At 68.9% G+C, this 19,840-nt stretch carries 21 protein-coding genes; 5 read left to right on the top strand and 16 right to left on the bottom strand.

Features of this window, described 5'->3' with window-relative positions; genetic code table 11:
* Positions 1-7 precede the first annotated feature (7 nt).
* Positions 8-2,230, bottom strand: coding sequence for a CDC48 family AAA ATPase (locus NLF94_RS07185; protein ID WP_254840783.1), 2,223 nt, complete (start codon positions 2,228-2,230; stop codon positions 8-10).
* Between the two features lie 167 nt (positions 2,231-2,397).
* Between NLF94_RS07185 and larC the strand changes: the two genes are divergently transcribed.
* Complete coding sequence (larC, locus tag NLF94_RS07180) at positions 2,398-3,792, top strand: nickel pincer cofactor biosynthesis protein LarC (RefSeq protein WP_254840782.1); 1,395 nt, start codon at positions 2,398-2,400, stop codon at positions 3,790-3,792.
* 104 nt (positions 3,793-3,896) lie between these two features.
* Here larC and NLF94_RS07175 read toward each other — a convergent pair whose 3' ends face one another.
* The 3 genes from NLF94_RS07175 to NLF94_RS07165 form a co-directional block, all read right to left on the bottom strand.
* Complete coding sequence (locus NLF94_RS07175) at positions 3,897-4,562, bottom strand: hypothetical protein (RefSeq protein WP_254840781.1); 666 nt, start codon at positions 4,560-4,562, stop codon at positions 3,897-3,899.
* Between the two features lie 486 nt (positions 4,563-5,048).
* On the bottom strand, positions 5,049-5,399 hold the full coding sequence (locus NLF94_RS21080; RefSeq protein WP_434085388.1) for a DUF7344 domain-containing protein: 351 nt from the start codon (positions 5,397-5,399) through the stop codon (positions 5,049-5,051).
* A 193-nt stretch (positions 5,400-5,592) separates the two neighbouring features.
* Entirely contained in the window at positions 5,593-5,814 is a 222-nt protein-coding gene (locus NLF94_RS07165) for a hypothetical protein (RefSeq protein WP_254840779.1), read from the bottom strand.
* A gap of 476 nt (positions 5,815-6,290) precedes the next feature.
* Here NLF94_RS07165 and NLF94_RS07160 point away from each other — a divergent pair, with 476 nt between their 5' ends.
* Positions 6,291-6,884 carry a hypothetical protein gene (locus NLF94_RS07160; RefSeq protein ID WP_254840778.1) on the top strand — a complete coding sequence of 198 codons (594 nt, stop codon included), beginning with the start codon at positions 6,291-6,293 and terminating at the stop codon, positions 6,882-6,884.
* A gap of 25 nt (positions 6,885-6,909) precedes the next feature.
* Here NLF94_RS07160 and NLF94_RS07155 read toward each other — a convergent pair whose 3' ends face one another.
* Positions 6,910-7,623 (bottom strand): hypothetical protein, encoded by a 714-nt coding sequence (locus tag NLF94_RS07155; protein ID WP_254840777.1) that lies wholly within the window; start codon positions 7,621-7,623, stop codon positions 6,910-6,912.
* A gap of 86 nt (positions 7,624-7,709) precedes the next feature.
* Between NLF94_RS07155 and radB the strand changes: the two genes are divergently transcribed.
* On the top strand, positions 7,710-8,423 hold the full coding sequence (radB, locus tag NLF94_RS07150; protein WP_254840776.1) for a DNA repair and recombination protein RadB: 714 nt from the start codon (positions 7,710-7,712) through the stop codon (positions 8,421-8,423).
* Between the two features lie 87 nt (positions 8,424-8,510).
* Here radB and NLF94_RS07145 read toward each other — a convergent pair whose 3' ends face one another.
* The 4 genes from NLF94_RS07145 to NLF94_RS07130 form a co-directional block, all read right to left on the bottom strand.
* Positions 8,511-8,729 carry a HalOD1 output domain-containing protein gene (locus tag NLF94_RS07145; protein WP_254840775.1) on the bottom strand — a complete coding sequence of 73 codons (219 nt, stop codon included), beginning with the start codon at positions 8,727-8,729 and terminating at the stop codon, positions 8,511-8,513.
* Positions 8,730-8,934: 205 nt separating this feature from the next.
* On the bottom strand, positions 8,935-9,897 hold the full coding sequence (locus tag NLF94_RS07140) for an ROK family protein (RefSeq protein WP_254840774.1): 963 nt from the start codon (positions 9,895-9,897) through the stop codon (positions 8,935-8,937).
* A gap of 63 nt (positions 9,898-9,960) precedes the next feature.
* Positions 9,961-11,697, bottom strand: coding sequence for a pyruvate kinase (gene pyk, locus NLF94_RS07135; RefSeq protein WP_254840773.1), 1,737 nt, complete (start codon positions 11,695-11,697; stop codon positions 9,961-9,963).
* Positions 11,698-11,919: 222 nt separating this feature from the next.
* Positions 11,920-12,153, bottom strand: coding sequence for a BolA family protein (locus NLF94_RS07130; RefSeq protein ID WP_254840772.1), 234 nt, complete (start codon positions 12,151-12,153; stop codon positions 11,920-11,922).
* Positions 12,154-12,228: 75 nt separating this feature from the next.
* Between NLF94_RS07130 and NLF94_RS07125 the strand changes: the two genes are divergently transcribed.
* The gene (locus NLF94_RS07125; RefSeq protein ID WP_254840771.1) at positions 12,229-13,371 is read left to right on the top strand and encodes a tRNA sulfurtransferase; all 1,143 of its coding nucleotides are present in this window, start codon (positions 12,229-12,231) and stop codon (positions 13,369-13,371) included.
* On the opposite strand, the gene NLF94_RS07120 is transcribed toward NLF94_RS07125, so the two are convergent.
* The 6 genes from NLF94_RS07120 to NLF94_RS07095 all read right to left on the bottom strand — a co-directional run bounded on the left by NLF94_RS07120 (position 13,368) and on the right by NLF94_RS07095 (position 17,760).
* Entirely contained in the window at positions 13,368-14,705 is a 1,338-nt protein-coding gene (locus tag NLF94_RS07120) for an outer membrane protein assembly factor BamB family protein (protein ID WP_254840770.1), read from the bottom strand. The genes NLF94_RS07125 and NLF94_RS07120 overlap by 4 nt on opposite strands.
* A 69-nt stretch (positions 14,706-14,774) precedes the next feature.
* On the bottom strand, positions 14,775-14,912 hold the full coding sequence (locus tag NLF94_RS07115) for a hypothetical protein (protein ID WP_254840769.1): 138 nt from the start codon (positions 14,910-14,912) through the stop codon (positions 14,775-14,777).
* Positions 14,913-14,957: 45 nt separating this feature from the next.
* Positions 14,958-15,383 carry a hypothetical protein gene (locus NLF94_RS07110; protein WP_254840768.1) on the bottom strand — a complete coding sequence of 142 codons (426 nt, stop codon included), beginning with the start codon at positions 15,381-15,383 and terminating at the stop codon, positions 14,958-14,960.
* Positions 15,380-16,129, bottom strand: coding sequence for a hypothetical protein (locus tag NLF94_RS07105; RefSeq protein WP_254840767.1), 750 nt, complete (start codon positions 16,127-16,129; stop codon positions 15,380-15,382). The genes NLF94_RS07110 and NLF94_RS07105 overlap by 4 nt, the downstream gene beginning before the upstream one ends.
* 49 nt (positions 16,130-16,178) lie before the next feature.
* A complete protein-coding gene (fen, locus tag NLF94_RS07100) occupies positions 16,179-17,165 on the bottom strand; it encodes a flap endonuclease-1 (RefSeq protein ID WP_254840766.1) in 987 nt (328 codons plus the stop codon).
* Between the two features lie 40 nt (positions 17,166-17,205).
* Positions 17,206-17,760, bottom strand: coding sequence for a GNAT family N-acetyltransferase (locus tag NLF94_RS07095; RefSeq protein WP_254840765.1), 555 nt, complete (start codon positions 17,758-17,760; stop codon positions 17,206-17,208).
* Between the two features lie 51 nt (positions 17,761-17,811).
* Between NLF94_RS07095 and NLF94_RS07090 the strand changes: the two genes are divergently transcribed.
* Positions 17,812-18,369 carry a class I SAM-dependent methyltransferase gene (locus tag NLF94_RS07090; RefSeq protein ID WP_254840764.1) on the top strand — a complete coding sequence of 186 codons (558 nt, stop codon included), beginning with the start codon at positions 17,812-17,814 and terminating at the stop codon, positions 18,367-18,369.
* An 85-nt stretch (positions 18,370-18,454) separates the two neighbouring features.
* Here the strand turns inward: NLF94_RS07090 and NLF94_RS07085 are convergent, their stop codons facing one another.
* Positions 18,455-19,825 (bottom strand): aryl-sulfate sulfotransferase, encoded by a 1,371-nt coding sequence (locus NLF94_RS07085; protein WP_254840763.1) that lies wholly within the window; start codon positions 19,823-19,825, stop codon positions 18,455-18,457.
* Positions 19,826-19,840 lie beyond the last annotated feature (15 nt).

Below are 19,840 nucleotides of genomic sequence, written 5' to 3'. Positions count from 1 at the left end.
CTGGAGCCTACTGGAAACCGATGCGGCCGCCCTGCCGGCGACTTGCCTCGGCACCGCCGCCGCGGAAGTCGTCCTCGACCTGCTCGTAGTAGTCGCGGATGTCGTCGGTGATGGTCGGCCGGACGGAGTCCAGCGCCTGCCGGAAGTGCCGCATCTCGACCACCTCGGCGTCGTCGTCCTCTCGCAGCGCCTCGATTGCGGCCTCGCGGGCGATGGACTCGAGGTCCGAGCCGACGTAGCCGTCGGTGATCTCGGCCAGTTCGCGCAGGCTGACATCGGGCGACAGCGGCGTGTCCCCGGTGTGAATCTCGAGGATGCGCTCGCGTCCCTCGACGTCGGGTTCGCCGATCATCACCAGCCGGTCGAACCGGCCCGACCGGATGAGCGCCGGGTCGATCATGTCCGGGCGGTTCGTCGCGCCGATCACCATCACCTCGTCCATCTCCTCCAGCCCGTCGAGTTCGGTGAGCAGCTGGTTGACGACGCGCTCGGAGACGTTCGAGCCGGTCTCGCCGCCGCGGCCCGGGGCGAGGGAGTCCAGTTCGTCGAAGAAGATGACCGTCGGCGCGACCTGGCGGGCCTTCCGGAAGGTCTGGCGGATGGCCTTCTCGGACTCGCCGACCCACTTCGAGAGCAGTTGCGGGCCGCGCACCGAGATGAAGTTGGCGTTGGTCTCGTTGGCGACGGCCTTGGCCATCAGCGTCTTGCCGGTGCCGGGCGGGCCGTACAGCAGGACGCCGGCGGGCGGCTGGATGCCCATCCGGGCGAACTTCTCGGGCTGGTTCATCGGCCACTCGACGGACTCCTTGACCTGGTTCTTCGGCTCGTTGAGGCCGCCGACGTCGTCCCAGGAGACCTTCGGTAACTCGACGAGCACCTCCCGCATCGCCGAGGGGTCGACCTCGTTCAGGGCCCCCCGGAAGTCGCTCCGCTTGATTATCATGCGGTCGATGAGGCTCGGCGGGATGTCCTCCTCGTCGAGGTCGATCTCGGGGAGGTACCGCCGCAGCGCCTTCATCGCGGCCTCCTTGGTCAGCGACTCGATGTCGGCGCCGACGAAGCCGTGGGTCTCGTCGGCCATCCGGTCGAGGGTGACGTCGTCGCTGAGCGGCATCCCGCGGGTGTGGATCTGGAGGATCTCCTTGCGGCCCACCTCGTCGGGGACGCCGATCTCGATCTCGCGGTCGAAGCGGCCGGGGCGCCGGAGGGCGGGGTCGACCGAGTCGACGCGGTTGGTCGCCGCGATGACGATGACCTGGCCCCGCGATTCGAGGCCGTCCATCATCGTCAGCAACTGGGCGACGACGCGGCGCTCTACCTCGCCGGTGACGTCCTCGCGCTTCGGTGCGATGGAGTCCAGTTCGTCGATGAAGATGATAGAGGGGGACTCCTCGGTCGCGTCCTCGAAGATCTCGCGGAGTTGCTGTTCGGACTCGCCGTAGTACTTCGAGATGATCTCCGGGCCCGCAATCGAGAAGAACGAGGCGGACGTCTCGTTGGCGACGGCCTTCGCCAGGAGCGTCTTGCCGGTGCCGGGCGGACCGTGCAACAGCACCCCCTGGGGCGGTTCGATGCCGAGTTTCTTGAATATCTGGGGGTGCTTCATCGGGAGTTCGACCATCTCCCGGACGCGCTGGATCTCGTTTTCGAGACCGCCGATGTCCTCGTAGGTGATCCCGCCGCCGGTCTTCTCGAAGCCGGAGATGGGTTCCTCGCGGAGTTCGACCTCGGTGTCCTCGGTGATGAGACAGACGCCGTCGGGGTCCGTCTCGACGGCGATGAGCGGGATGGCCTGCCCCGGCGACCGCATGAACGGGTGGTTGGTCGAACTCATCACGGGCACGATGTCGCGCTCGACGACGGGCCGCTTGAGTATCTGCCGTTTGACCATGCCGGCGGCGTCCGAGCCGAACTGGACGGAGGCCTCCTCCGGCGGCGCCAGCACGAGTTTGTCGGCCTTCGTCGCCTCGGCCTTCCGGATTTCGACGCGTTCGCCGATGCCCACGTCGGCGTTCTGCCGCGTGAACCCGTCGATGCGGACCGTGTCGGTGTTCCAGTCCTGGCGGTCGGCCCGCCAGACCTTCGCCGCGGTGGTGTCGGCGCCCTCGATTTCGATGATGTCGCCAGGCGACAGTTTCAGGTGCAGCAGCGTGTCGGGGTCGAGACGCGCGATCCCACGCCCGGAGTCGTTGGGATACGCCTTCGCAACCTCGAGTTGGACCTCGTTCATTTCGATATACAGAGTCGGGTCCGCCCGGAGATATGTTTTTTGCCGTGGCGACGCCGACGACGCCTCGAGAACGGAACGGCCGGCCGGGAGGCAACCGTCGGTGCGGCCGTACCCGCCAACCGAACCGCACCGCACGCTTTTTCGCGCCGGACCCCCGACTCGGAGGTATGACCACGCTCGCGTTCGACGGTCGAACCGGCGCAAGCGGCGACATGATACTGGGGGCGCTCCTCGCCGCCGGCGCCGACCGCGACGCCCTCGCCCCCGTCGAGGACGCCCTCGACGTCGAGTACCGAACCGAGCGAGTCACCAAGAACGGCATCCGCGCGACGAGCGTGGACGTACTGCTGTCCGACGACGGCGAGGCGGCCGACGAGCACGAGCACGGAGAGGACCACCACCACGAACACGACGAACACGGTCAGGGCCACGGTGAGGACCACCACCACCACGAACACGACGAACACGGTCAGGGCCACGGTGAGGACCACCACCACCACGAACGCGACGAACACGGTCAGGGCCACGGTGAGGACCACCACCACCACGAACACGACCACGCCGAAGGACACGGTCCGCACCGGACCTACGCCGAGGTCGTCGAGGTTCTCGAGGGGATGGACCTCCCGCCGGGCGTCGAGGACGACGCGAGGGCCGTCTTCCGGTTGCTCGGGGAGGCCGAAGCGCGGGTGCACGGCACGGCCCTCGAGGAGACGGCCTTCCACGAGGTCGGCGCCGACGACGCCATCGCAGACGTCGTCGGCGCGGCGCTGCTCGTCGCGGACCTCGACGTCGACCGGGTGGTGACGACGCCCGTCGCAGCCGGCGGCGGCGAGGTGGCGATGAGCCACGGCACCTACCCGGTGCCGGCGCCCGCGGTCACATACGTCGCCGAGGCCGCAGCCTGGCGACTGGAAGGCGGCCCGCTGGAGGCGGAACTGCTGACGCCGACCGGCGCGGCGATACTGGCGCACTTCGCGGAGGGCGTCGACTCGCTCCCCCCGATTGACGTCGAGGCGTCGGGCTACGGTGCGGGAACGAAGTCCTTCGCGGACTACCCGAACGTGCTCCGGGCGACCGTCGGGCGGACCGAGGCCGGACTCGTCCGCGACGACGTCCGCGTGCTGGAGACGAACCTCGACGACGCGGCCCCGGAGGTGCTCGGCGGCCTTCAGGACCGGCTGACAGAGGTCGGCGCGCTCGACGTCACGATACTGCCGACGACGATGAAGAAGTCCCGGCCCGGCCACCTCGTGAAGGTGATCGTCAAACCGGAGGACGCCGAGAGGGTCGCGAGACGACTGGCCGAGGAGACCGGGACGCTCGGCGTCCGGGAGGCGGCGGCAGGTCACCGCTGGATCGCCGACCGGGGCTTCGAGACGGTCGACGTCGAGGTCGGCGGCGAGAGTTTCGAGGTGACGGTCAAGGTCGCGGCCGACGCCGACGGGACGGTCTACGACGTCAGCGCCGAGTACGACGACGCGGCCCGCGTGGCCGACGACGCGGGGGCGCCGGTCCGGGAAATCATCGCCCGCGCCGAGGCCGCCTACCGGGAGCGGTAGGCGCGACCGACCCTGCTGAAACCCATCGCTGGTGGTGGTTTTGGCGGTCGTGCCCAATACGGGGTGCGTATCCATCGACACGAGACGGTTCTACGTGAGGGACTTCAGCGAGCTACCATCCCGAGATACAGGAGGAGTATGGCGATCAGATACAGTGTCATCCCGCCGACGACGCCCCACGTCAGTACGTTCGACGGGTCGAAGTTATCCCAGGCACGGACGACGCCGATCAAGACCAGCGTGAAGCCAAGTATTTGGCTCTGGACCAGTATTCGGGCGGCGCTCCAGCGTGGGTCGAGGACGACGACGCCGTTGACGACACCGAAGAGTGCGAACCACCCCGCCAAAATCCGGGCCGTCAAAGGGGAGACGGTCCAGGGCCACACATCGATCATGAACACCGGGGCGACGAACAGGGCGATGGCACTGACCGTGACGATAACTCCGATGCCACCACCGAGCACCCGCACCGCTCGTGGAAGACGGGGGTCGCCTCCCGTCGGTTCCCCGGAATCGGTCCGTCGATTGAGTGCCCAGATAGCCGGAATGAGGAGAGGGGTGACTGCGTAGAGGAAAACCCAGAGGCCGAACGTGAAGTGACTGTGGTTGAAGTTTTCCCAGTGGAGCACGGTGGCGATAGCCATCAACCATGTGAAGGTAGCGATCCCGAGGAAGACCGGGGCGACCGTGTGCCAGTCGTCGACGGTAGAAACCCGATAGAAGAAATACACCCCCGCCCCGTAGCCTGCGCCCATGATGAGCGGTGTCATATCGGGCCTGATGGTCCACGCGAAGTACGTGGTGGTCCGACCGGGCAGTCCGTAGAGGACCAGAGACGCCGCGGCTAGAAACGGGATGATGAAACGCGCGACCCACCGGGTAATCGGGAGGACCCGTCCGTCACGAGTCGGGGTACCCATCCATCTCCGAAGAACCGTTCTTGGCTTGGTCATTGTTACCACTCATATCACACACTCGTTCGGCGGACGAGAGTATATGCGTTCCCTCCCAGTTGGTTGATATACGCCCTGTGTCTGGGGGTTGACAGCTCACCCGATTCGGATATCCGCGGCCCGTTCCCTCCTGTGTGATCACTTGTGGTAGTGGAAAACCGATACTCGGAGGGAGACGGGCTGCGAAGACGCGAGTGAAAACCGACGGACGCGCCGAGATAGAAAACTGGACGTGGTGCTCCCTCGCTTCGGGTGACGAGTAGCCGTCCGTAGGTACGATTCGAGGGGTAGACCTGTACGGTGTCAGTCTGCGCTGGCGGCAAGATCCAGATACGGAAGCACATCCGTGGCCCGGTCGCGTAGATCAACGACCTCCCGCTCCTGGTCGTACTCGACGATGCCGGCGTCGGTCAGTTTCGGGAGGTGGTTGTGGACGAGGCTCGTACAGATGCGCTCGTAGTGCTCGTGGGTATGCTCGCCTTCGAGGAGTGCAATCTGGTCGGCCAAGTCACTCACGGAGGTAGTTCCAGTCTGCGTGGCGAGGTACTGTATCGAAATTCGGCGGCGATGGTGAGACAGTAACTCGAACACCGCCGACACAGCTGGTTCGGTGTCGACGCTTTCGGGTTTTCTGTCGTCGGCTTTGGTCGGCATAGGGATTTCATACTCCGCCGTTCGTCACGATGGTTCGACTGGTTCCATCCAGTACGATTGCAGCGGCGTACGATCGCCTCTACGGAACGGTGTAGCTTAATCCTATCTTAGGACGTCACGATGCTAATTCAACGTTTGGAGTATCTCTGAGCCAGTTACAGATGTGTTGCTCAGTGCTTCTCGGCAGCCAGCGTCATTCGTCGACGAAGTCACCACCGTTGTCGGGCGGGACACTTCCGGTGGTTTTCTCGACGACGACCCGCCAGTCGGGTACCAGATCCGATGGCGAGGTAATCTCCCATGTGCCTTCAACCTCCGTTCCCCTGGCGAAGGAGTCCCTCAACAGCGTAGCGAGTGTCTGCTCGAACGCCTCCGATGGGGACTCCGAACATCCACTGTTCGATGATGCAGTCATTGTAGTAGTGGGCACGACCAGCAGGATAGCGAACTATGACTCCCGGCGCCCGTGCCGCCCTCTAGCCATCGTGAATATTTAAACTTCGCTGCCGGGAGCCTTAATTCGACCTGGCATCACTCCCCGGCGGAAGTGAGCAACCGCGCTGGGAAGTCGTTTCACTCACTATAGAACGAAGCAACCCGTTTTTGCTGAACTGAGGCTCTGTATTCGGCAGTCCGTTCCTCTCGGAGTTACGGACATCGCCTCGCCATGTGAAATAGCGGGCCCTCGTTCCAGCTCGTGAACGACGTACTTCGATAACGAGTGCGCGAAACTGCTTCCGCCAGAGGCGTGACTGCACCGAACTTCCGTTCGATTGCCGCGTTGACGGGGTCGTTCACGTTCCGGCCCCCCGGCCGACGGGTGCGGTAGGTACCCGTTTCCCCGGATAGGCGCCGGATTACTATCCCGTCGAGTAACCCATTTCGGCCCGAATGTCGAGCAGCGTCGTCAGTCGCGTCATCCCGCCGGGGATGGCGCTTTCGGTGCCCCGTGCGGTGGCGATGACGGTCGCCGAGGCCGCCGCCGTCGCCGTCTACATCGTCGTCATCAGCTCCCAGCAGGGAATCGGGGGCGTCTACACGACGCTCGCGGTCGGCGGCGGCGCCGTCCTGCTCGTGGGGCTGTTCCTCGAGGACGCCATCGCGCTCGCGGGCACCGGCGAGTGGAACGTCTGGTACGCCGTCGGCCTGGCCGTGACGGAGGTGGTCGTCTGGACCCAGTGGGCAAACGTCGTCACCGGCGGGCTGTGGTCGGCCCGCGGCATCGGCCCCGCCTTCGTCGTGCTAGCGACGCTGCTCGTGTTGCAGCACGGCGTCGAGAACGCACTCATGGGCACGGAACCGCCCCTCCGACCCCGTCATCTCGTCACCGCGGCGGTCGAGGCCATGGCCGCGACCGTCGGGTGGGTGCTGATCGTCGAGGGTGCGCTGCTGGCCGGCGTCGGGGCGCTTTTCGCGCTGTTCGTGGTCGAGCACATGATCCGGCTGACGGCGCCCCCGTACCTCGACGGCCCGAGCGCCGGGTGACGGCGTCGTCGGGGCCGCCGGACCGCTACCGGTGCCGTTCGAGCGCCTCCGCGATGGTCAACTCGCCCGTGGCCACCCGGCGGGCCAGTTCCTCGTCGATGCTCCGGTCGTCGTCGCTTCGCTCCCGCGAGCGGTCCTTGATGCGCTGGAGTTCGCCGGCAGTGGGCTCGACGTCGCGCTCCTCGATGCGCTCGCCCTCGATGCGGGCGATGTTGACCGCCGCGAGCACGTCGCCCATCCCCCGGGCGCCGGTGCCGAGGTGCGGCGTGGTCCCGGTCTCGTCGACCAACTCGACGGGGACCGCGAGGTCGTCCACTATCTTCGCCCCCTGCAGGCGGGCGCCGTCGCCGATCCGGACCAGCGGATCGGCCGCGTCGTCGACTTCCTCGGCGACGAGATCGGCGGCCTCCTCGGCCGGCACCTGGAAGGCTGCCACGACGGCCTCGCCGTGGAGGACGGCCACGCCCGGCCGGTCACCGGGGTCGATTCCGACGACGGTGCGGCCGTCCTCGCCGCGGAGCAGCGCGACCGCCTCCTCGACGGCTCGCCGTGGGTCGGCGGGGTCGGCCCGAACAGTGGGCACGTCGGGGTGTTCGTCCTCCGGACCGACGACGGCGACGCGGGCGTCCCCGGGCAGTTCCGCGCCCGGTTCGACGGTGGTGAACCGGACGTCCCGGTCGCGGAGTTCGGCGACGACACCGTGGTAGACCTCGAAATCGTCGGTGGCGACGACTATCACTACCCGTGGGTCGGTCCGTGCTGGCTTGAGCCTGACGCCCGCTCGAACTGCCGGGGTTTATACCAGAACGCGGCCAACCCGTCGGTGTGAGCGAGCCGATCCCGACGGGGTGTGAGACGGTCGACGACCTGCTCGGCGGCGGCTTCGAGCGCAGCGCCGTCACCCAGCTGTACGGCCCGCCGGCGGCCGGGAAGACGAACCTGGCGCTGTCGGCCGCCATCGAAGTCGCGGCCGGCGGCGGCACGGCGCTGTACATCGACACCGAGGGGCTGTCGGTCGAACGGTTCGAGCAACTCGCCGAGGCGAAGGCCGCCGACGTCGACGGCACCGTCGAGGACATCGCCTCCCGGGTCATCATCACGGACGCCCTGGACTTCGCCGAACAGCGGGAGGCGGTCCAGGACGCCGCCGACCTCGCCGAGGGGGTCGATCTCGTCGTTCTGGACAGCGCGACGGGTTTCTACCGGCTCGAACGGGTCGGCGACGACGACGGCGGCGAGTCGCTGCGCCGGGTCGCAAAGCAGGTGACCCACCTGCTGTCGCTCGCTCGCCGCCACGATCTGGCCGTCGTCATCACGAATCAGGTGTACTCTGACCCCGAGTCCGACTCCTCGAGGGCCCGGCCCCTCGGCGGGCACACCCTGACCCACTGGTCGGGCGTCGTCCTCCGTCTGGAACGGTTCCGGGCCGGCAACCGCCGGGCGACCCTCGAGAAACACCAGTCGAAGGCCGCCGGCGACACCGCCCGGTTCCGCATCACCGAGTCCGGGATCGAAGGCATCGAAGAAGACAGTATGTAGGATCGGATCGCGTCCCCGGACGCTTGGCTCATTAAAGGGTACCGGTGAAGTGGCTGCTTTACCACTCAATGCAGTTCAAGTATACATTCAGTACTGGGTGTCGTCTACGACGATAGAGTCGTCCTGTTCAATTTTCACGGTGTGATTTGGGAGTTCGAACTGGAGCCTCCATGACTCACTCTCGTGCTCGTTTAAATCTCGGATGGCGCCTGTAGGAATGTGATCTTCGAGCATAATCTCCAGTTGGTCTGCCTCTTTGTCCTTCGCGTCCGCAACCGCCTCAATAAGTGCCTTTAAACCGCTCATTTGTGATCGTTACTGTTCCGCAGTCCAAGTACGTTCTACCGGGTATATACGGCGATATAAATTCTTATCAGCAGATCTCGAAACGGAGCCTCTAGGGATGTTTCCAAGAGAATTTCTCCGCTCAAACGTGGATTCGTTCAATTTGCAGCCTCGGCCTTGCAGTTGTGTCGTACCCACGCTGGAACAAAAACCGCATCGGTAGCTACTACCGCTCCCGTCGCCGCCGGTCTCCGGTTCCAGCGGTCGTCGCACTCGCCAGAGCACCCTTCAGGACGGCGTCCTCGCCGAGCGCCGCCAGTCGGATCTCGGGGACGTTCGAGACGACCAGGTCGGGGACGCGTTCCCGCAGCGGCCCGACGACGAGGTCGGGGTTCTTGAGGGCGACGGCGCCCCCGAGGGAGACGACGGCGGGCGCGTAGGCGTCGACGACGGTGGCGACGCCGAGGGCGTTCCACTCGGCGACCGCCTCGATAACCCGGTCGGCGAAGGCGTCCTCGCCCGCGGCGGCGAAGACGTCCGCCGCGGAGAACTCCGGCGCCGACAGCGGCAGGTCGGTCGCCTCGTCGCCATGGAGGTGGCGGGCGTAACGGGGGATTCCACGCCCGGAGCAGTACGCCTCCCAGTGTCCCCGGCCGCCACAGCCACACGCCATCTCGCCGTCTGGGTCCAGCGTGAGGTGACCTACCTCGCCAGCGTTGCCGTCGACTCCCGAGAGAACGTGTCCGTCGACACAGACGCCCGCGCCGATGCCCGAGGAGACGGTCAGGTACACCACGTCGTCGAGGTCGTTCGCGGCGTGGAACCGCTCGCCGACGACGCCGGCGGTGGCGTCGTTGTGGAGCGAGACCGGGGCGTCGAGGAGATCCCCGAGGGGGTCGATCAACCGGACGGTCCCGACGGAGTCGGAGAGGTTCGCGGGGTCGGTGACGGTCCCCGCCGAGCGGTCCAGCGGGCCGAAGCTACCGACCGCGGCAGCGGCGACCTCGGTCGGGTCGACGCCGGCCGCCCCGCAAGCCGCTCGCACCGCCCCGAGGACCGCCTCGGTGACGTCGACACCGGGTCCCTGCGGCGTCGGGCGTCGGTCCCGCCCGAGGACGGCCCCGTCATCGCCGCCGACTATCGCACGGACGTTCGTCGCGCCGAGGTCGACGCCGACGTAGCGGGCCATCGACCGGGTGGCGGGCGCGGTCGGACTTAACTGGTCGGACTCGCGTGAGACCGAGGCGGGAGGTCAGCGGCCCGTGATGTCGGACTCGTAGACGACGCCGCGGTCGCCGTCGACGGTGACGACGGTGCCGGCCGCGACGTCGAGGGCGGCGTCGCCGACCATCGGCACGCCGAGTTCCCGGGCGACGACCGCGGGGAGGCTGGTGGTGCCGCGGTCGGCGGCGACGACGGCACCGACGGCCTGGAGGTCGCCGGCGAACTCGTCGTCGAACGGCTCCGGCAGGACGACGACGGCGCCGTCGGGACAGTCCGACAGATCGCCGTCCGGCGCGAAGAAGACGGGGCCGGCGGCCCGCCCCGGGCTGACGCCGCGACCGATGGCCAGTGCCTCCGCCGCCAGGTGGACCTTGAGCGTGTTGGTGGTGTCCGGTCCCTCGAGGTCCGTCATCATGCCCGCCAGGACGACGACGGTGTCGCCGCTCGCCGCGACGCCGGCCTCGACGCTCTCGGTCGCGGCGCGCTCTATGAGTTCCGCCGCGTCCTCGTCGACGAAGGGCAGACACCGCGGCTGGATTCCCCACCTGAGCGCAAGCCGGCGGCGGACGCTCTCCTCGGGTGTGACGGCGACCACCGGTACCGAGGGGCGGTACTTGGCGACCTTGTCGGCGGTGTAGCCCGACTCGGTGACGGCGACGACGGCCGTCGCGCCGACGTCGCGGGCGAGGTAGCGCGCCGACCGGGCCAGCGCGTCCGTCCGGGTGTCGCCGGCCGCCGGGACGCGCTGCTCGCGGGACTCGGCGTACTCCTCGCTGGCCTCGACATCGCGGACGATGCGGGCCATCGTCTCGACGACCCGGACGGGGTGGTCGCCGACGGCCGTCTCCGCCGAGAGCATCACCGCGTCCGTGCCGTCCAGTACCGCGTTGGCGACGTCGGAGGCCTCCGCACGCGTCGGCCGGCGCTCGTGGACCATCGAGTCCAGCATCTCCGTGGCCGTGATGACGGGGATGCCGGCGGTCGTCGCCTTCCGGATGGTGCGCTTCTGGATGAGCGGCACCTGTTCGAGAGGGCACTCGACGCCCAGGTCGCCCCGGGCGACCATCACGCCGTCTGCGGCCGCGACGATGGCATCGAGGTTCTCGACGGCGTCGGCGCGCTCGATCTTGGCGACGACCGGGACATCGGCACCGAACGATTCCAGCGTCTCGTTGACCGCGTAGACGTCCTCGTCGGAGCCGACGAAACTCGCGGCCACGAAGTCGACTCCTTTCTCGGCGGCCATTCGGAGCTCCTCGCGGTCGGCGTCGGTGACCGGGTCGAGTCCGAGGTCGACGCCCGGGACGTTGACGCCCTTCCGGCCGCCGAGTCGGCCGCCGGAGTCGACTCGGACGACGACCCCCTCCCCGTCGACCGACCGGACGGTCGTCTCGATGCGGCCGTCGTCGAAGAGCACCCGGTCGCCGATCTCGACGGCCGAAAGCGAGGTCGAGACCCCGAGGGTGTCCGCCTCGACGACATCGCCCTCGACGAGACGGAGGTCCTCGCCCGCCGACAGTTCCAGCGGCTCGTCGGTCGGGGCGGTTCGCACCTCCGGCCCGGAGATGTCGACCATCGTCGCCACGGGATCCTCGACCCGTTCGCCGACCGCCCGGACGCGGTCGACGGTGGCCGCCCGCTCGTCGGGCGTGCCGTGGCTGGCGTTCAGCCGCACAACCGACATCCCCGCCTCGATTAACTCGCGTATCGTCTCGCTGTCGTCGGACGCCGGCCCGAGCGTACAGACTATCTTGGCCCGCCGCATGTCGGGTCGTACTGCCCCACACGCTACGAAGGCTTCGGTGGTAAGCGGCGTTTTCTCACCAGAGCGTACGCGATTCACGCCCATCGTGAACGGCGGGCTTCTCTCGCTGTATCAAGATAGAGCGGTGTGCTGACGGACGTTCCCGACCCACTCGACTCACTGAGACGGCCGCATCCCCCGAGTTCCTTCGGACCTCGACGGTCGAAGGGACCGCCGCCGGTCTCACTCGGGCGTCCGGGTCGTCAACTCGAGGGCGTGAATCTCGGTCGTCATCGCGTCGCCGAGGGCGTCGTAGACCAGGTCGTGCTGTTCGACGAGCGAGCGGCCCTCGAAGGCCGGCGAGACGACCGTCGCCGCCAGGTGGTCGTCGTCATGCTCGCCGCGGGCGCGTTCGACGGTCGCCTCACAATCGGCTATTCTGCCTTCGATTTCCGCCTCGACCTCTTCGGGAGTCATGTTCGTGGGTGGGGGCGGTACCGACAAAAGGCCGCCGACCGAGTCGCTTTACCGGCGCGACGACGAGACGGCGGTATGGACTGTGCCGTCGTCAGGTACGGGGAGGTGGGCACCAAGAGCCGCTCGGTCCGGGCGCGGATGGAGAAACGGCTCCGCGAGAACCTCGCGGCGGCACTGGACGACCGCGGTCTCGGCGGCAGCGTCGAGCGACTGGACGGCCGCCTCCTCGCACGCGGAACCGACCCCGACGCCGCCGTCAGCGTCGCCGCCGAGTTGCCGGGCGTCGTCTCCGCCAGCCCCGCCCGCGAGGTGCCGGCCGAGACCGACGCCATCTACGGGACGATGGTCGAGTTGGCCCGCGAGCGGTCCTTCGACAGCTACGCGGTCCGGGCGTCTCGCGCCCGCGACGACCACGCCTTCACCAGCCCCGAACTCGAACGGGAGGGCGGTGCGGCGGTCGGCGAGGCCGTCGACGCCGCCGTCGACCTCGAATCCCCCGACGTGACCTTCGAGGCCGACGTCCGCCCGGACCGGGCGTTCGTCTTCGCCGAGCGCCGCGAGGGACCGGGCGGCCTGCCCGTCGGGAGCCAGGCGCCGCTCGTCGCGCTGGTGTCGGGCGGCATCGACTCGCCGGTCGCGGCCTTCGAGGCCATGCGCCGCGGGTCGCCGGTCGTTCCCGTCTACGTCGATCTGGGCGACTACGGCGGCGTCGACCACCGCGCCCGCGCAATCGCCGCCTGCGAGCGACTGGCCGAGCGCGCGCCGGGCTTCGACTGCCGACCCTACGTCGTCGAGGGTGGCGAGACCGTAGCGATACTCGCCGAGCGCCTCGACCGCGGCCGGATGCTCGCGCTCCGGCGGTACTTCTTCGCCGTCGCAGCCGCCATCGCCGAAATCGAGGACGCCGCCGGCGTCGTCACCGGCGAGGTCATCGGCCAGAAATCCAGCCAGACCGCACGGAACCTCCGGGCGACGTCGGCGGCCGTCGACGTGCCCGTCCACCGGCCGCTGTTGACCGTCGACAAGCCGGAGATAACGGAGCGCGCCCGCGAACTCGGCACCCACGAGACGGCGGAAATCGAGGCCGGCTGCAACCGGCTGGTGCCGGACAATCCCGAGACCGAGGGACGGCTGGAGGGCATCTCGCGGGCCGAACCAGACAACCTGCTGGAACGGGCTCGTGAGGACGGTCTGGCAGCCGAGCGGGTCGACGTCTAATCACCGGACTGTCGTACTGCCTCGCGCGCCGCCGCCAGCGCCCCCGCCGTGGCAGCGGCGAAGAACGACAGCGAGCCGCCCTCGGCCTCGGTCGCCGTCGCGGTCGAGGCGTCCCCGTCGCCGCCCGCGTCGTCGTCGTCAGTCCGGGTCCGAGTCGGGGGTCCCTCGGGTGTCGCCGTCGGCGTCGGCGTCGGCGGCGCGATATCGCCCTCGAGGGCGACCAACTCACGCCCATCGACGTAGACTTCGCCGTCGGCGACCGCGGGCGTTTGAACGTTGTCGTCGCCTTCGAAGCCGTACTGCCACAGCGGTTCGCCGGAATCGGCCTCGAGCGCGTAGAGCGCGTCCCCGGGAGCAAAGACAACCCCGTCGGCGACGACCGGGGCGTTGACCCTGCCGTCGGTCTCGACAGTCCACCGCTCGGTGCCCGAGTCGGCCTCGATGGCGTGTAGCGCCCCCTCTACGTCACCGACGTAAACGATTCCATCGGCGACGGCCGGCGTGTGAAAGCCGATGAGCCCTCCGGTTTCGTAGGTCCACCGCTCGGTGCCCGAGTCGGCCTCGAACGCGTAGAGGCGGCCGTCGTTGCAGGCGACGTAGACCGACCCGTCGCCGACTGCCGGGTCGGACCTGACCTCATCGCCGACCTCGGCACGCCAGCGCTCGGCCCCAGAGGCCCGGTCGATCGCGTAGACGACGCCGTTCATCGAGCCGGCAAACAGCGCGTCCGTGCCGACCGTCGCGGCGGTCCCCAGTTCTCCGCCCACCTCCGAGACCCACAGCTCCTCGCCGGTCGACGGGTCGAGTGCGTAGGTCCGACCGTTGGCGTAGATGGTCGCGGCGTAGACGGTCCCATCAGCGGCCGTCGGCACGCCGTAGAAGGCGTAGACGTACTCGTTGTGCCACCGCTCGCTGCCGTCCTCGGTGTCGACCGCGGCCACGTAGGACTCGGCGCGGCCGCCGTCGCCGGTGACGTAGAGGGTCCCGTCGTAGAGGCTCACCCGCTCCGGCTTCCCCCGGTCGTACCGCCACTCGATTTCGCCGGTGGCCCGGTCGATGGCGTACATCTCCTCCTGCCGTGTCCCGTAGATTCGACTCTCGTCGACCGCGAAGAACGGGAGGGTGCCGCCGTCGACAGACGCACGCCAGCGTTCTGAGACGTCCGATTTGGGTGCGGTGTTTCCGGGTGCGTGCCCCGTCGACCCGCTGTCGTATGCGTGGCGTGGCCACGTCTCCTCGAACTCCGTGCCCTGTGCGACCGCCCGTCCGGTGACAGCGGCCGCCAGCGTGCCGCCGGCGACACACCACAGGTATCCTCTTCGCGTTGACTCCATACGCCTCGGGGTGGCGCCACAGCCACTTAATTGACGGACCGGAATCGACGGATGTGGCCGCCGCGACGGTCACAGTTCCCGAACGTGGCCGCACTGCCGACACTCCCAGACGCCGTCCTCGAGTTGCTCGAACTGGGCCTTCTGGAAGCTCCCGCCCAGACTGTTCTCACACTCCGGATTCGGACAGCGGTCCGAGATACGCTGCATGCTACCATCTACCAGCCGATACCGTATATGTTCACCGTCGGGTCACTACCCGGACCGCGGGAGCCACGTCTCCAGGAGCGCACCGACGGCCGCCAGCACGACCGTCAGCGGCGCCGAAGCGAGGTACAGCAGCGCCGTGGCGCCCAGCACCTCCCGTCCGGACAGGTCGCCGAGCGCCGCCGACACCACCGCGAGGGCGGCCACGAGACCGGCGGGAATCCAGGCCGCGAGGAGACCACCCCACCACGGGCCGTGCCGCGACGGCCCCAGCGCGACCCACCACAGGGGCAGACCGACCGCAGGGACGGCGACGGCAGTCCCGAGGAGGAACGGGAGCAGTGGCGACTCCGTGCCGCCGAGGTGGGAGAGACTCCCCCGGACCAGCACCGCCCCGACGGTCCCGCCGACCAGAAAGCCCACCGCGCGGCCGGCCCAGGGGAGGCCCGTCCCGCGGCGAGGTGGTGCGGTCATCCGACGGCGCCTCCCGCGGCGAGCCGGTCCCGAATTTCCCGCGCCGTCACCGGCGGGAGCGTGTCCGGGCGGCGCACGTCGGCGCCGCGGCGCCGCTCGACGGTCGCCGCGAGACCGTCCGCAGTGGCCGGTCGCGCGGTCGCGTTCGTCACGTAGGGCCGCCCATCGTCGAAGGCGATTCGGTAGGTCAGCGTCGCGTTGTCGCCGGCGACCGAGAGCGGCCCGGGGGCGGTCCGGGCGTCGTCGAGGCGGACCGTCACCGTCCCGTCGTCGCTGGTCCGCTTTCGGATGCGGTCGGCGAGGCCGGGCGTCGGGAAGAAAATCCGGGACGTGGTCGACTCGAAGCGGGCGTGCCGGCTGCCGTCGTAGGTCCAGTCGTCGCCGGCCCGCCTCCAGCGACCCCACGGCGTGACGTAGGCCCCCTCGGTCGGGACCGGCGCCGACGAGTACCCGTCCGGCACCCGGAGTCGGGCGCGGCCGGCCCGCGGGTCCGCGGCGACGCCGACGCGGGCGACGGTCGTGTCGTTCGCCGGGTGGTAGAGGCGGATTTCGCTCGTCATTGGGAGGACGGCGTCGTTGTGTGCGGCCGCGAACAGCAGCGTCTCGGCGTCCGCGGAGGGGTCAGCCGTCTCGGCGGGCGGCGTCGAGACGGACCCGCCCTCGACCCACAGCACCCCGGCCGCGCCGGCGTGGAGGACGACCAGGAGGGCACAGAAGACGGCGAACTCGCTGGCCCGTGGCGGCATGGGTGGTCGTCCCTGTTCGCCCTGGTGAATAAATCCGGGGGCCGGCCGGTCAGGTCCACCGGTCGAGGCCGGTCTGGACGACCGAGGCCTCGATGCGCTCGAAGCCGCGTTCGACCTCGCCGGCCGGAATCTCCCACTCCTCGGTGACGTAGCGTTTCGCCGCCTCGACGTCGGGGTCGACGTCGGGGTCGAACTCGTAGTCGTCGGTCACGGTCGGGTCGAGGAACATCGCCCGGATGCGGTCGGCGTGCAGGATGGTCTCCTCGCGGGCCTCGAGGACTGCGAAGAGGTCGCCGTGCTCGTGGACGAGGTCGACGGCGGTCTTCGGACCGACCCCCGAGATGCCCTCGTTGAAGTCGGTGCCGACGAGGACGGCCGCGTCGACCAGTCCCTCCCAGGTGAGGTCGTGACGCTCCAGGGTTGCCTCGAAGTCCATGCATTCGGGGTCGCCCTTGCTCGTCAACTGCCGGAGCGTGTACGGCGCGCCCAGAAGGAGCGCGTCGTAGTCCTCGGTGCCGACGTAGTCGGCGTCGCCACGGCGGGCCATGTGGGCCGCCTGCGCCTCGCCCTCGGCGGGCGCCTCGATGTAGGGCACGTCGAGCAACCCGAGCAGTTCGCGGGTGGTCTCCTGAATGGTCTCGGTGAGCCGCTGGGTCCGCGACTCCAGGGTCGCTATCTCTGCTGCCTCGGCGTCCTCCCGTTCGCGGGCCGCCTCCAGTTGCTCCTCGTAGGTCTCCCGTTGCTCGCGGCGCTCGTCGAGTTCGTCCTCCTTCAGTTCCGTGACGCCGCCGTCGAAGACGAAGACGGGCGTGACGTCGTTCTCGAAGAACTTCGGCAGCCCCTGGACGACGCCGACGAGGTTGGCCACCTCCTCGCCGGACGCCGTGGTGTAGACGTCGCTGTTCGTGAACCGGACCGTCGTCGTGAGATAGCGGTACAGCCAGTTGTGGGCGTCGACGGCGACGACCGAGCCACTCAATTCCGCGAAGGGCCTGGGCTCGATGACCGCCAGCTGTCGCAGGTCCGCGTTTCCCATTGGCGGCGGTAGGCCCGCGGACGGCTTCAAACCCGCGGGGTCACGCCAGCGGCGGTGGCCGCGCACCCGCCTTCCGCCGGAGGAACGCCCGCTCGTCGGCCGACAGGTCCCGCGCACGGAACGACTCCAGGCCGCGCCGGTAGCTCTCGGCCGACCGGGGCGCGGGCTCGCCGGCCGGCCGCTCCAAGACGAGTTCCGCCAGCCCCGTCTCCTCGCCCGTGTAGGCGAAGCCCGCGCGGTACAGCGCCTCGTAGGCGAAGGGGTTGTTGACCGCGATGCGGACCCGCTCGTAACCGCGGTCGGCCGCTCGGTCGACGACGAACGCACAGAGCCGCGGACCGAGTCCCTCCCCGCGGCGGTCGGCCCGGACGGTCACGTAGCGGAGCCAAAGCGTCGCCGGGTCGGTCCGGTCCTCGTTGAACGCGACGGCAGCCAGGACCGCGTCGTCGTACTCGCCGTCGGTGGTCTCGCTCGCGTCGCGGACGACCGCCTTCCCCGTGTTCGACATGACGAACTTGCCGGCGTAGCTGAACCGCCGGTGGTCCAATCTGAGGGTCGGCCCGTCCGGTGGCCACCCGACGAGGAGACGCTCCATACCGCGGGTTGGGGGGCAACGGTGTTATGCCCGGCGCCCGAGCCTCCGGGTATGCGATGGGACGTGGCAGCCTTCGACGTCTTCGCGCCGGTCTACGACCTGTTCATGCCGGCGGCCGACCGGACGGCCCTCCGGAAGGGACTGGCCTGTGCCGACCGCGAACTCGAGCGCTGCGTCGAGGTCGGCGGCGGTTCCGGCCGGGTCGCACGGGAGGTCGGTGCCGCGGTGGTCGACCCCGCCCGCGGGATGCTCGAACGGGCCCGGGCGCGCGGCCTGGAGACGGTGCAGGGCAGCGGGGAAGCGCTTCCCCTGGCGGACGAGTCGGTCGATGCCGTGCTCGTCGTCGACGCGCTCCATCACTTCCCGGACCAGGCGGCGGCGCTCGCGGAGGCCGCCCGGGTGCTGGCGCCGGGCGGCGTCCTCGTCGTCCGCGAGTTCGACCGCTCGACGCGCCGGGGGCGGTGGCTCGCACGGAGCGAACGACTGGTCGGCTTCGACTCGCAATTCCTGACCGCCGCGGAACTGGAGGAAGGCATCGACCGCGCCGGGCTCGACGCCCGCCCCGTCGAGTACGGCTTCGGGATGACCGTCGTCGGGGTCAAGGTGTGAATCGGTCGCGGGAGGCCGGCGTGCCGATCACCTCCGGCAGGCGTGGATGCGAGCGAAGCGAGCGAGGAACTCCGTCGAAGAGCCGCTACCGACGGGCGAGTAGCCCCTCGACACCGAGCCCGATGACGCCGAGCGAGCCAACCACGAGGAGGAAGATCTCGAAGGCGCCGACCCAGAAGGGGAAAACGAGTCCGGCCCACGAGCCGACGACCGACCGGGCCTCGGCGATGGTGTTGGCACTGGACCGCCCCTCGAGGTTCCGGCCGGAGGGGACCTCGGCGTACTCCTCGGGGAGGTAGGTCGCGGCCTCGGGACGGGAGACCCGGTCGGCCTCGTAGACGATACCGCCCTGTTCGGCCAGGGAGTACCGCCAGACGACCGAGCCGTTCTCGTCGATCTCCAGCACCCGGTTGTTCCGGGAGTCCGTTATCAGCGTGTTGCCGTTCGGGAGGCGGTCGGCGTCGCGGGGCCACTGGAGCTTCTTGCCGGAGCCGGTGCCGTCGTAGACCCAGACGATCTCGTCGGTCTCGGCGTCGACCTCGACGACGCGGTCGGCGCCGGTGGGACCGCCGTGGGAACTGTCGGCGATGAGCACCGTCCCGCCCTCGACGTACATCGGGTTGTGCTGCTCGTTCATCACCGTGTGGTTGCCGGGTTCGCCGACGACGTTCGCTATCTCGTCGGTGTCGGGGTCGACCTCCAGCAGCACGTCGAAGTTGCGGATCGACAGCAGGAGGTTACCGTTCTCCAGGCCATCGATGTCGTTCATGTGGGTCCAGTCGGACTCGGGACCCTGTCGGCGGAACTCGTCTTGGCTGTCCCCGGGGACGTGTTCCTCCCAGAACGGCGTCCCCTCGGAGATGTAGTTGGTGGCGTTCCACTCCCAGGTGATGTCGCCCGACTGGTCGACCGTGAACGCGCGGTCGTTGCCCATGTCGACGATGGCCGTCTCGCCGTTGGGGAGGCGGTCGGCGTCGTGGACCTCGTGGTGGGTCGGGAAGGCGTCGTACCAGGCGTACTCCCAGACGACGTCCTTGGTCTCGAAGTCGACTTCGACGACGCGGTTGTGGACACAGCGGAAGGGCCCGGGTGTCCCCTCCTCGGGCGTCCCGCCGTACTTCTCGGGGCACTCGACGCCGGGCGCCTGGGCGCTTTCGCCCATGGCGACCAGCACCGTCCCGTTCTCGGTGAGTTCGGCGTCGAACACCCACGCGTTCGGCGGGTCGTACGTCCAGACCGTCTCACCCTTGGGGGAGACGAGACGGACGTCACCGTTGTCGTTTCGAAACCCGTCGTACGACTGGGTGGCCACGAGCGTGTGGCCGGGATAGACGGCCCCTTCCTCGGCGTCGGGGATGGGGCGCGACTCGCTCGCGGTCAGCGCCTGCACCCCGAGCAGGGAAACCGAGAGGAGGACGACGGCTGCGAGGACCTGGATGCGGCGGCGGCGCTCCATACTACCCCGCGTGTC

Source organism: Natronomonas marina, assembly GCF_024298905.1.
Classification (GTDB): Archaea; Halobacteriota; Halobacteria; order Halobacteriales; family Haloarculaceae; genus Natronomonas; species Natronomonas marina.
The sequence above is the reverse complement of the archived record's forward strand: the minus strand, read 5'-3'. Positions and strand labels throughout refer to the sequence as shown.

What these genes read in the sequence shown, in the direction of transcription:
- pyk (WP_254840773.1), bottom strand. Translation starts at nt 11,697, where the DNA reads ATGCGGCGGGCCAAGATAGTCTGTACGCTCGGGCCGGCGTCCGACGAC.
- larC (WP_254840782.1), top strand. Translation starts at nt 2,398, where the DNA reads ATGACCACGCTCGCGTTCGACGGTCGAACCGGCGCAAGCGGCGACATG.
- NLF94_RS21080 (WP_434085388.1), bottom strand. Translation starts at nt 5,399, where the DNA reads ATGCCGACCAAAGCCGACGACAGAAAACCCGAAAGCGTCGACACCGAA.
- NLF94_RS07165 (WP_254840779.1), bottom strand. Translation starts at nt 5,814, where the DNA reads ATGACTGCATCATCGAACAGTGGATGTTCGGAGTCCCCATCGGAGGCG.
- NLF94_RS07145 (WP_254840775.1), bottom strand. Translation starts at nt 8,729, where the DNA reads ATGAGCGGTTTAAAGGCACTTATTGAGGCGGTTGCGGACGCGAAGGAC.
- NLF94_RS07130 (WP_254840772.1), bottom strand. Translation starts at nt 12,153, where the DNA reads ATGACTCCCGAAGAGGTCGAGGCGGAAATCGAAGGCAGAATAGCCGAT.
- NLF94_RS07175 (WP_254840781.1), bottom strand. Translation starts at nt 4,562, where the DNA reads ATGACACCGCTCATCATGGGCGCAGGCTACGGGGCGGGGGTGTATTTC.
- NLF94_RS07090 (WP_254840764.1), top strand. Translation starts at nt 17,812, where the DNA reads ATGCGATGGGACGTGGCAGCCTTCGACGTCTTCGCGCCGGTCTACGAC.
- NLF94_RS07140 (WP_254840774.1), bottom strand. Translation starts at nt 9,897, where the DNA reads ATGGCCCGCTACGTCGGCGTCGACCTCGGCGCGACGAACGTCCGTGCG.
- NLF94_RS07085 (WP_254840763.1), bottom strand. Translation starts at nt 19,825, where the DNA reads ATGGAGCGCCGCCGCCGCATCCAGGTCCTCGCAGCCGTCGTCCTCCTC.
- NLF94_RS07125 (WP_254840771.1), top strand. Translation starts at nt 12,229, where the DNA reads ATGGACTGTGCCGTCGTCAGGTACGGGGAGGTGGGCACCAAGAGCCGC.
- NLF94_RS07095 (WP_254840765.1), bottom strand. Translation starts at nt 17,760, where the DNA reads ATGGAGCGTCTCCTCGTCGGGTGGCCACCGGACGGGCCGACCCTCAGA.
- NLF94_RS07185 (WP_254840783.1), bottom strand. Translation starts at nt 2,230, where the DNA reads ATGAACGAGGTCCAACTCGAGGTTGCGAAGGCGTATCCCAACGACTCC.
- NLF94_RS07120 (WP_254840770.1), bottom strand. Translation starts at nt 14,705, where the DNA reads ATGGAGTCAACGCGAAGAGGATACCTGTGGTGTGTCGCCGGCGGCACG.
- NLF94_RS07160 (WP_254840778.1), top strand. Translation starts at nt 6,291, where the DNA reads ATGTCGAGCAGCGTCGTCAGTCGCGTCATCCCGCCGGGGATGGCGCTT.
- NLF94_RS07110 (WP_254840768.1), bottom strand. Translation starts at nt 15,383, where the DNA reads ATGACCGCACCACCTCGCCGCGGGACGGGCCTCCCCTGGGCCGGCCGC.
- NLF94_RS07105 (WP_254840767.1), bottom strand. Translation starts at nt 16,129, where the DNA reads ATGCCGCCACGGGCCAGCGAGTTCGCCGTCTTCTGTGCCCTCCTGGTC.
- fen (WP_254840766.1), bottom strand. Translation starts at nt 17,165, where the DNA reads ATGGGAAACGCGGACCTGCGACAGCTGGCGGTCATCGAGCCCAGGCCC.
- NLF94_RS07115 (WP_254840769.1), bottom strand. Translation starts at nt 14,912, where the DNA reads ATGCAGCGTATCTCGGACCGCTGTCCGAATCCGGAGTGTGAGAACAGT.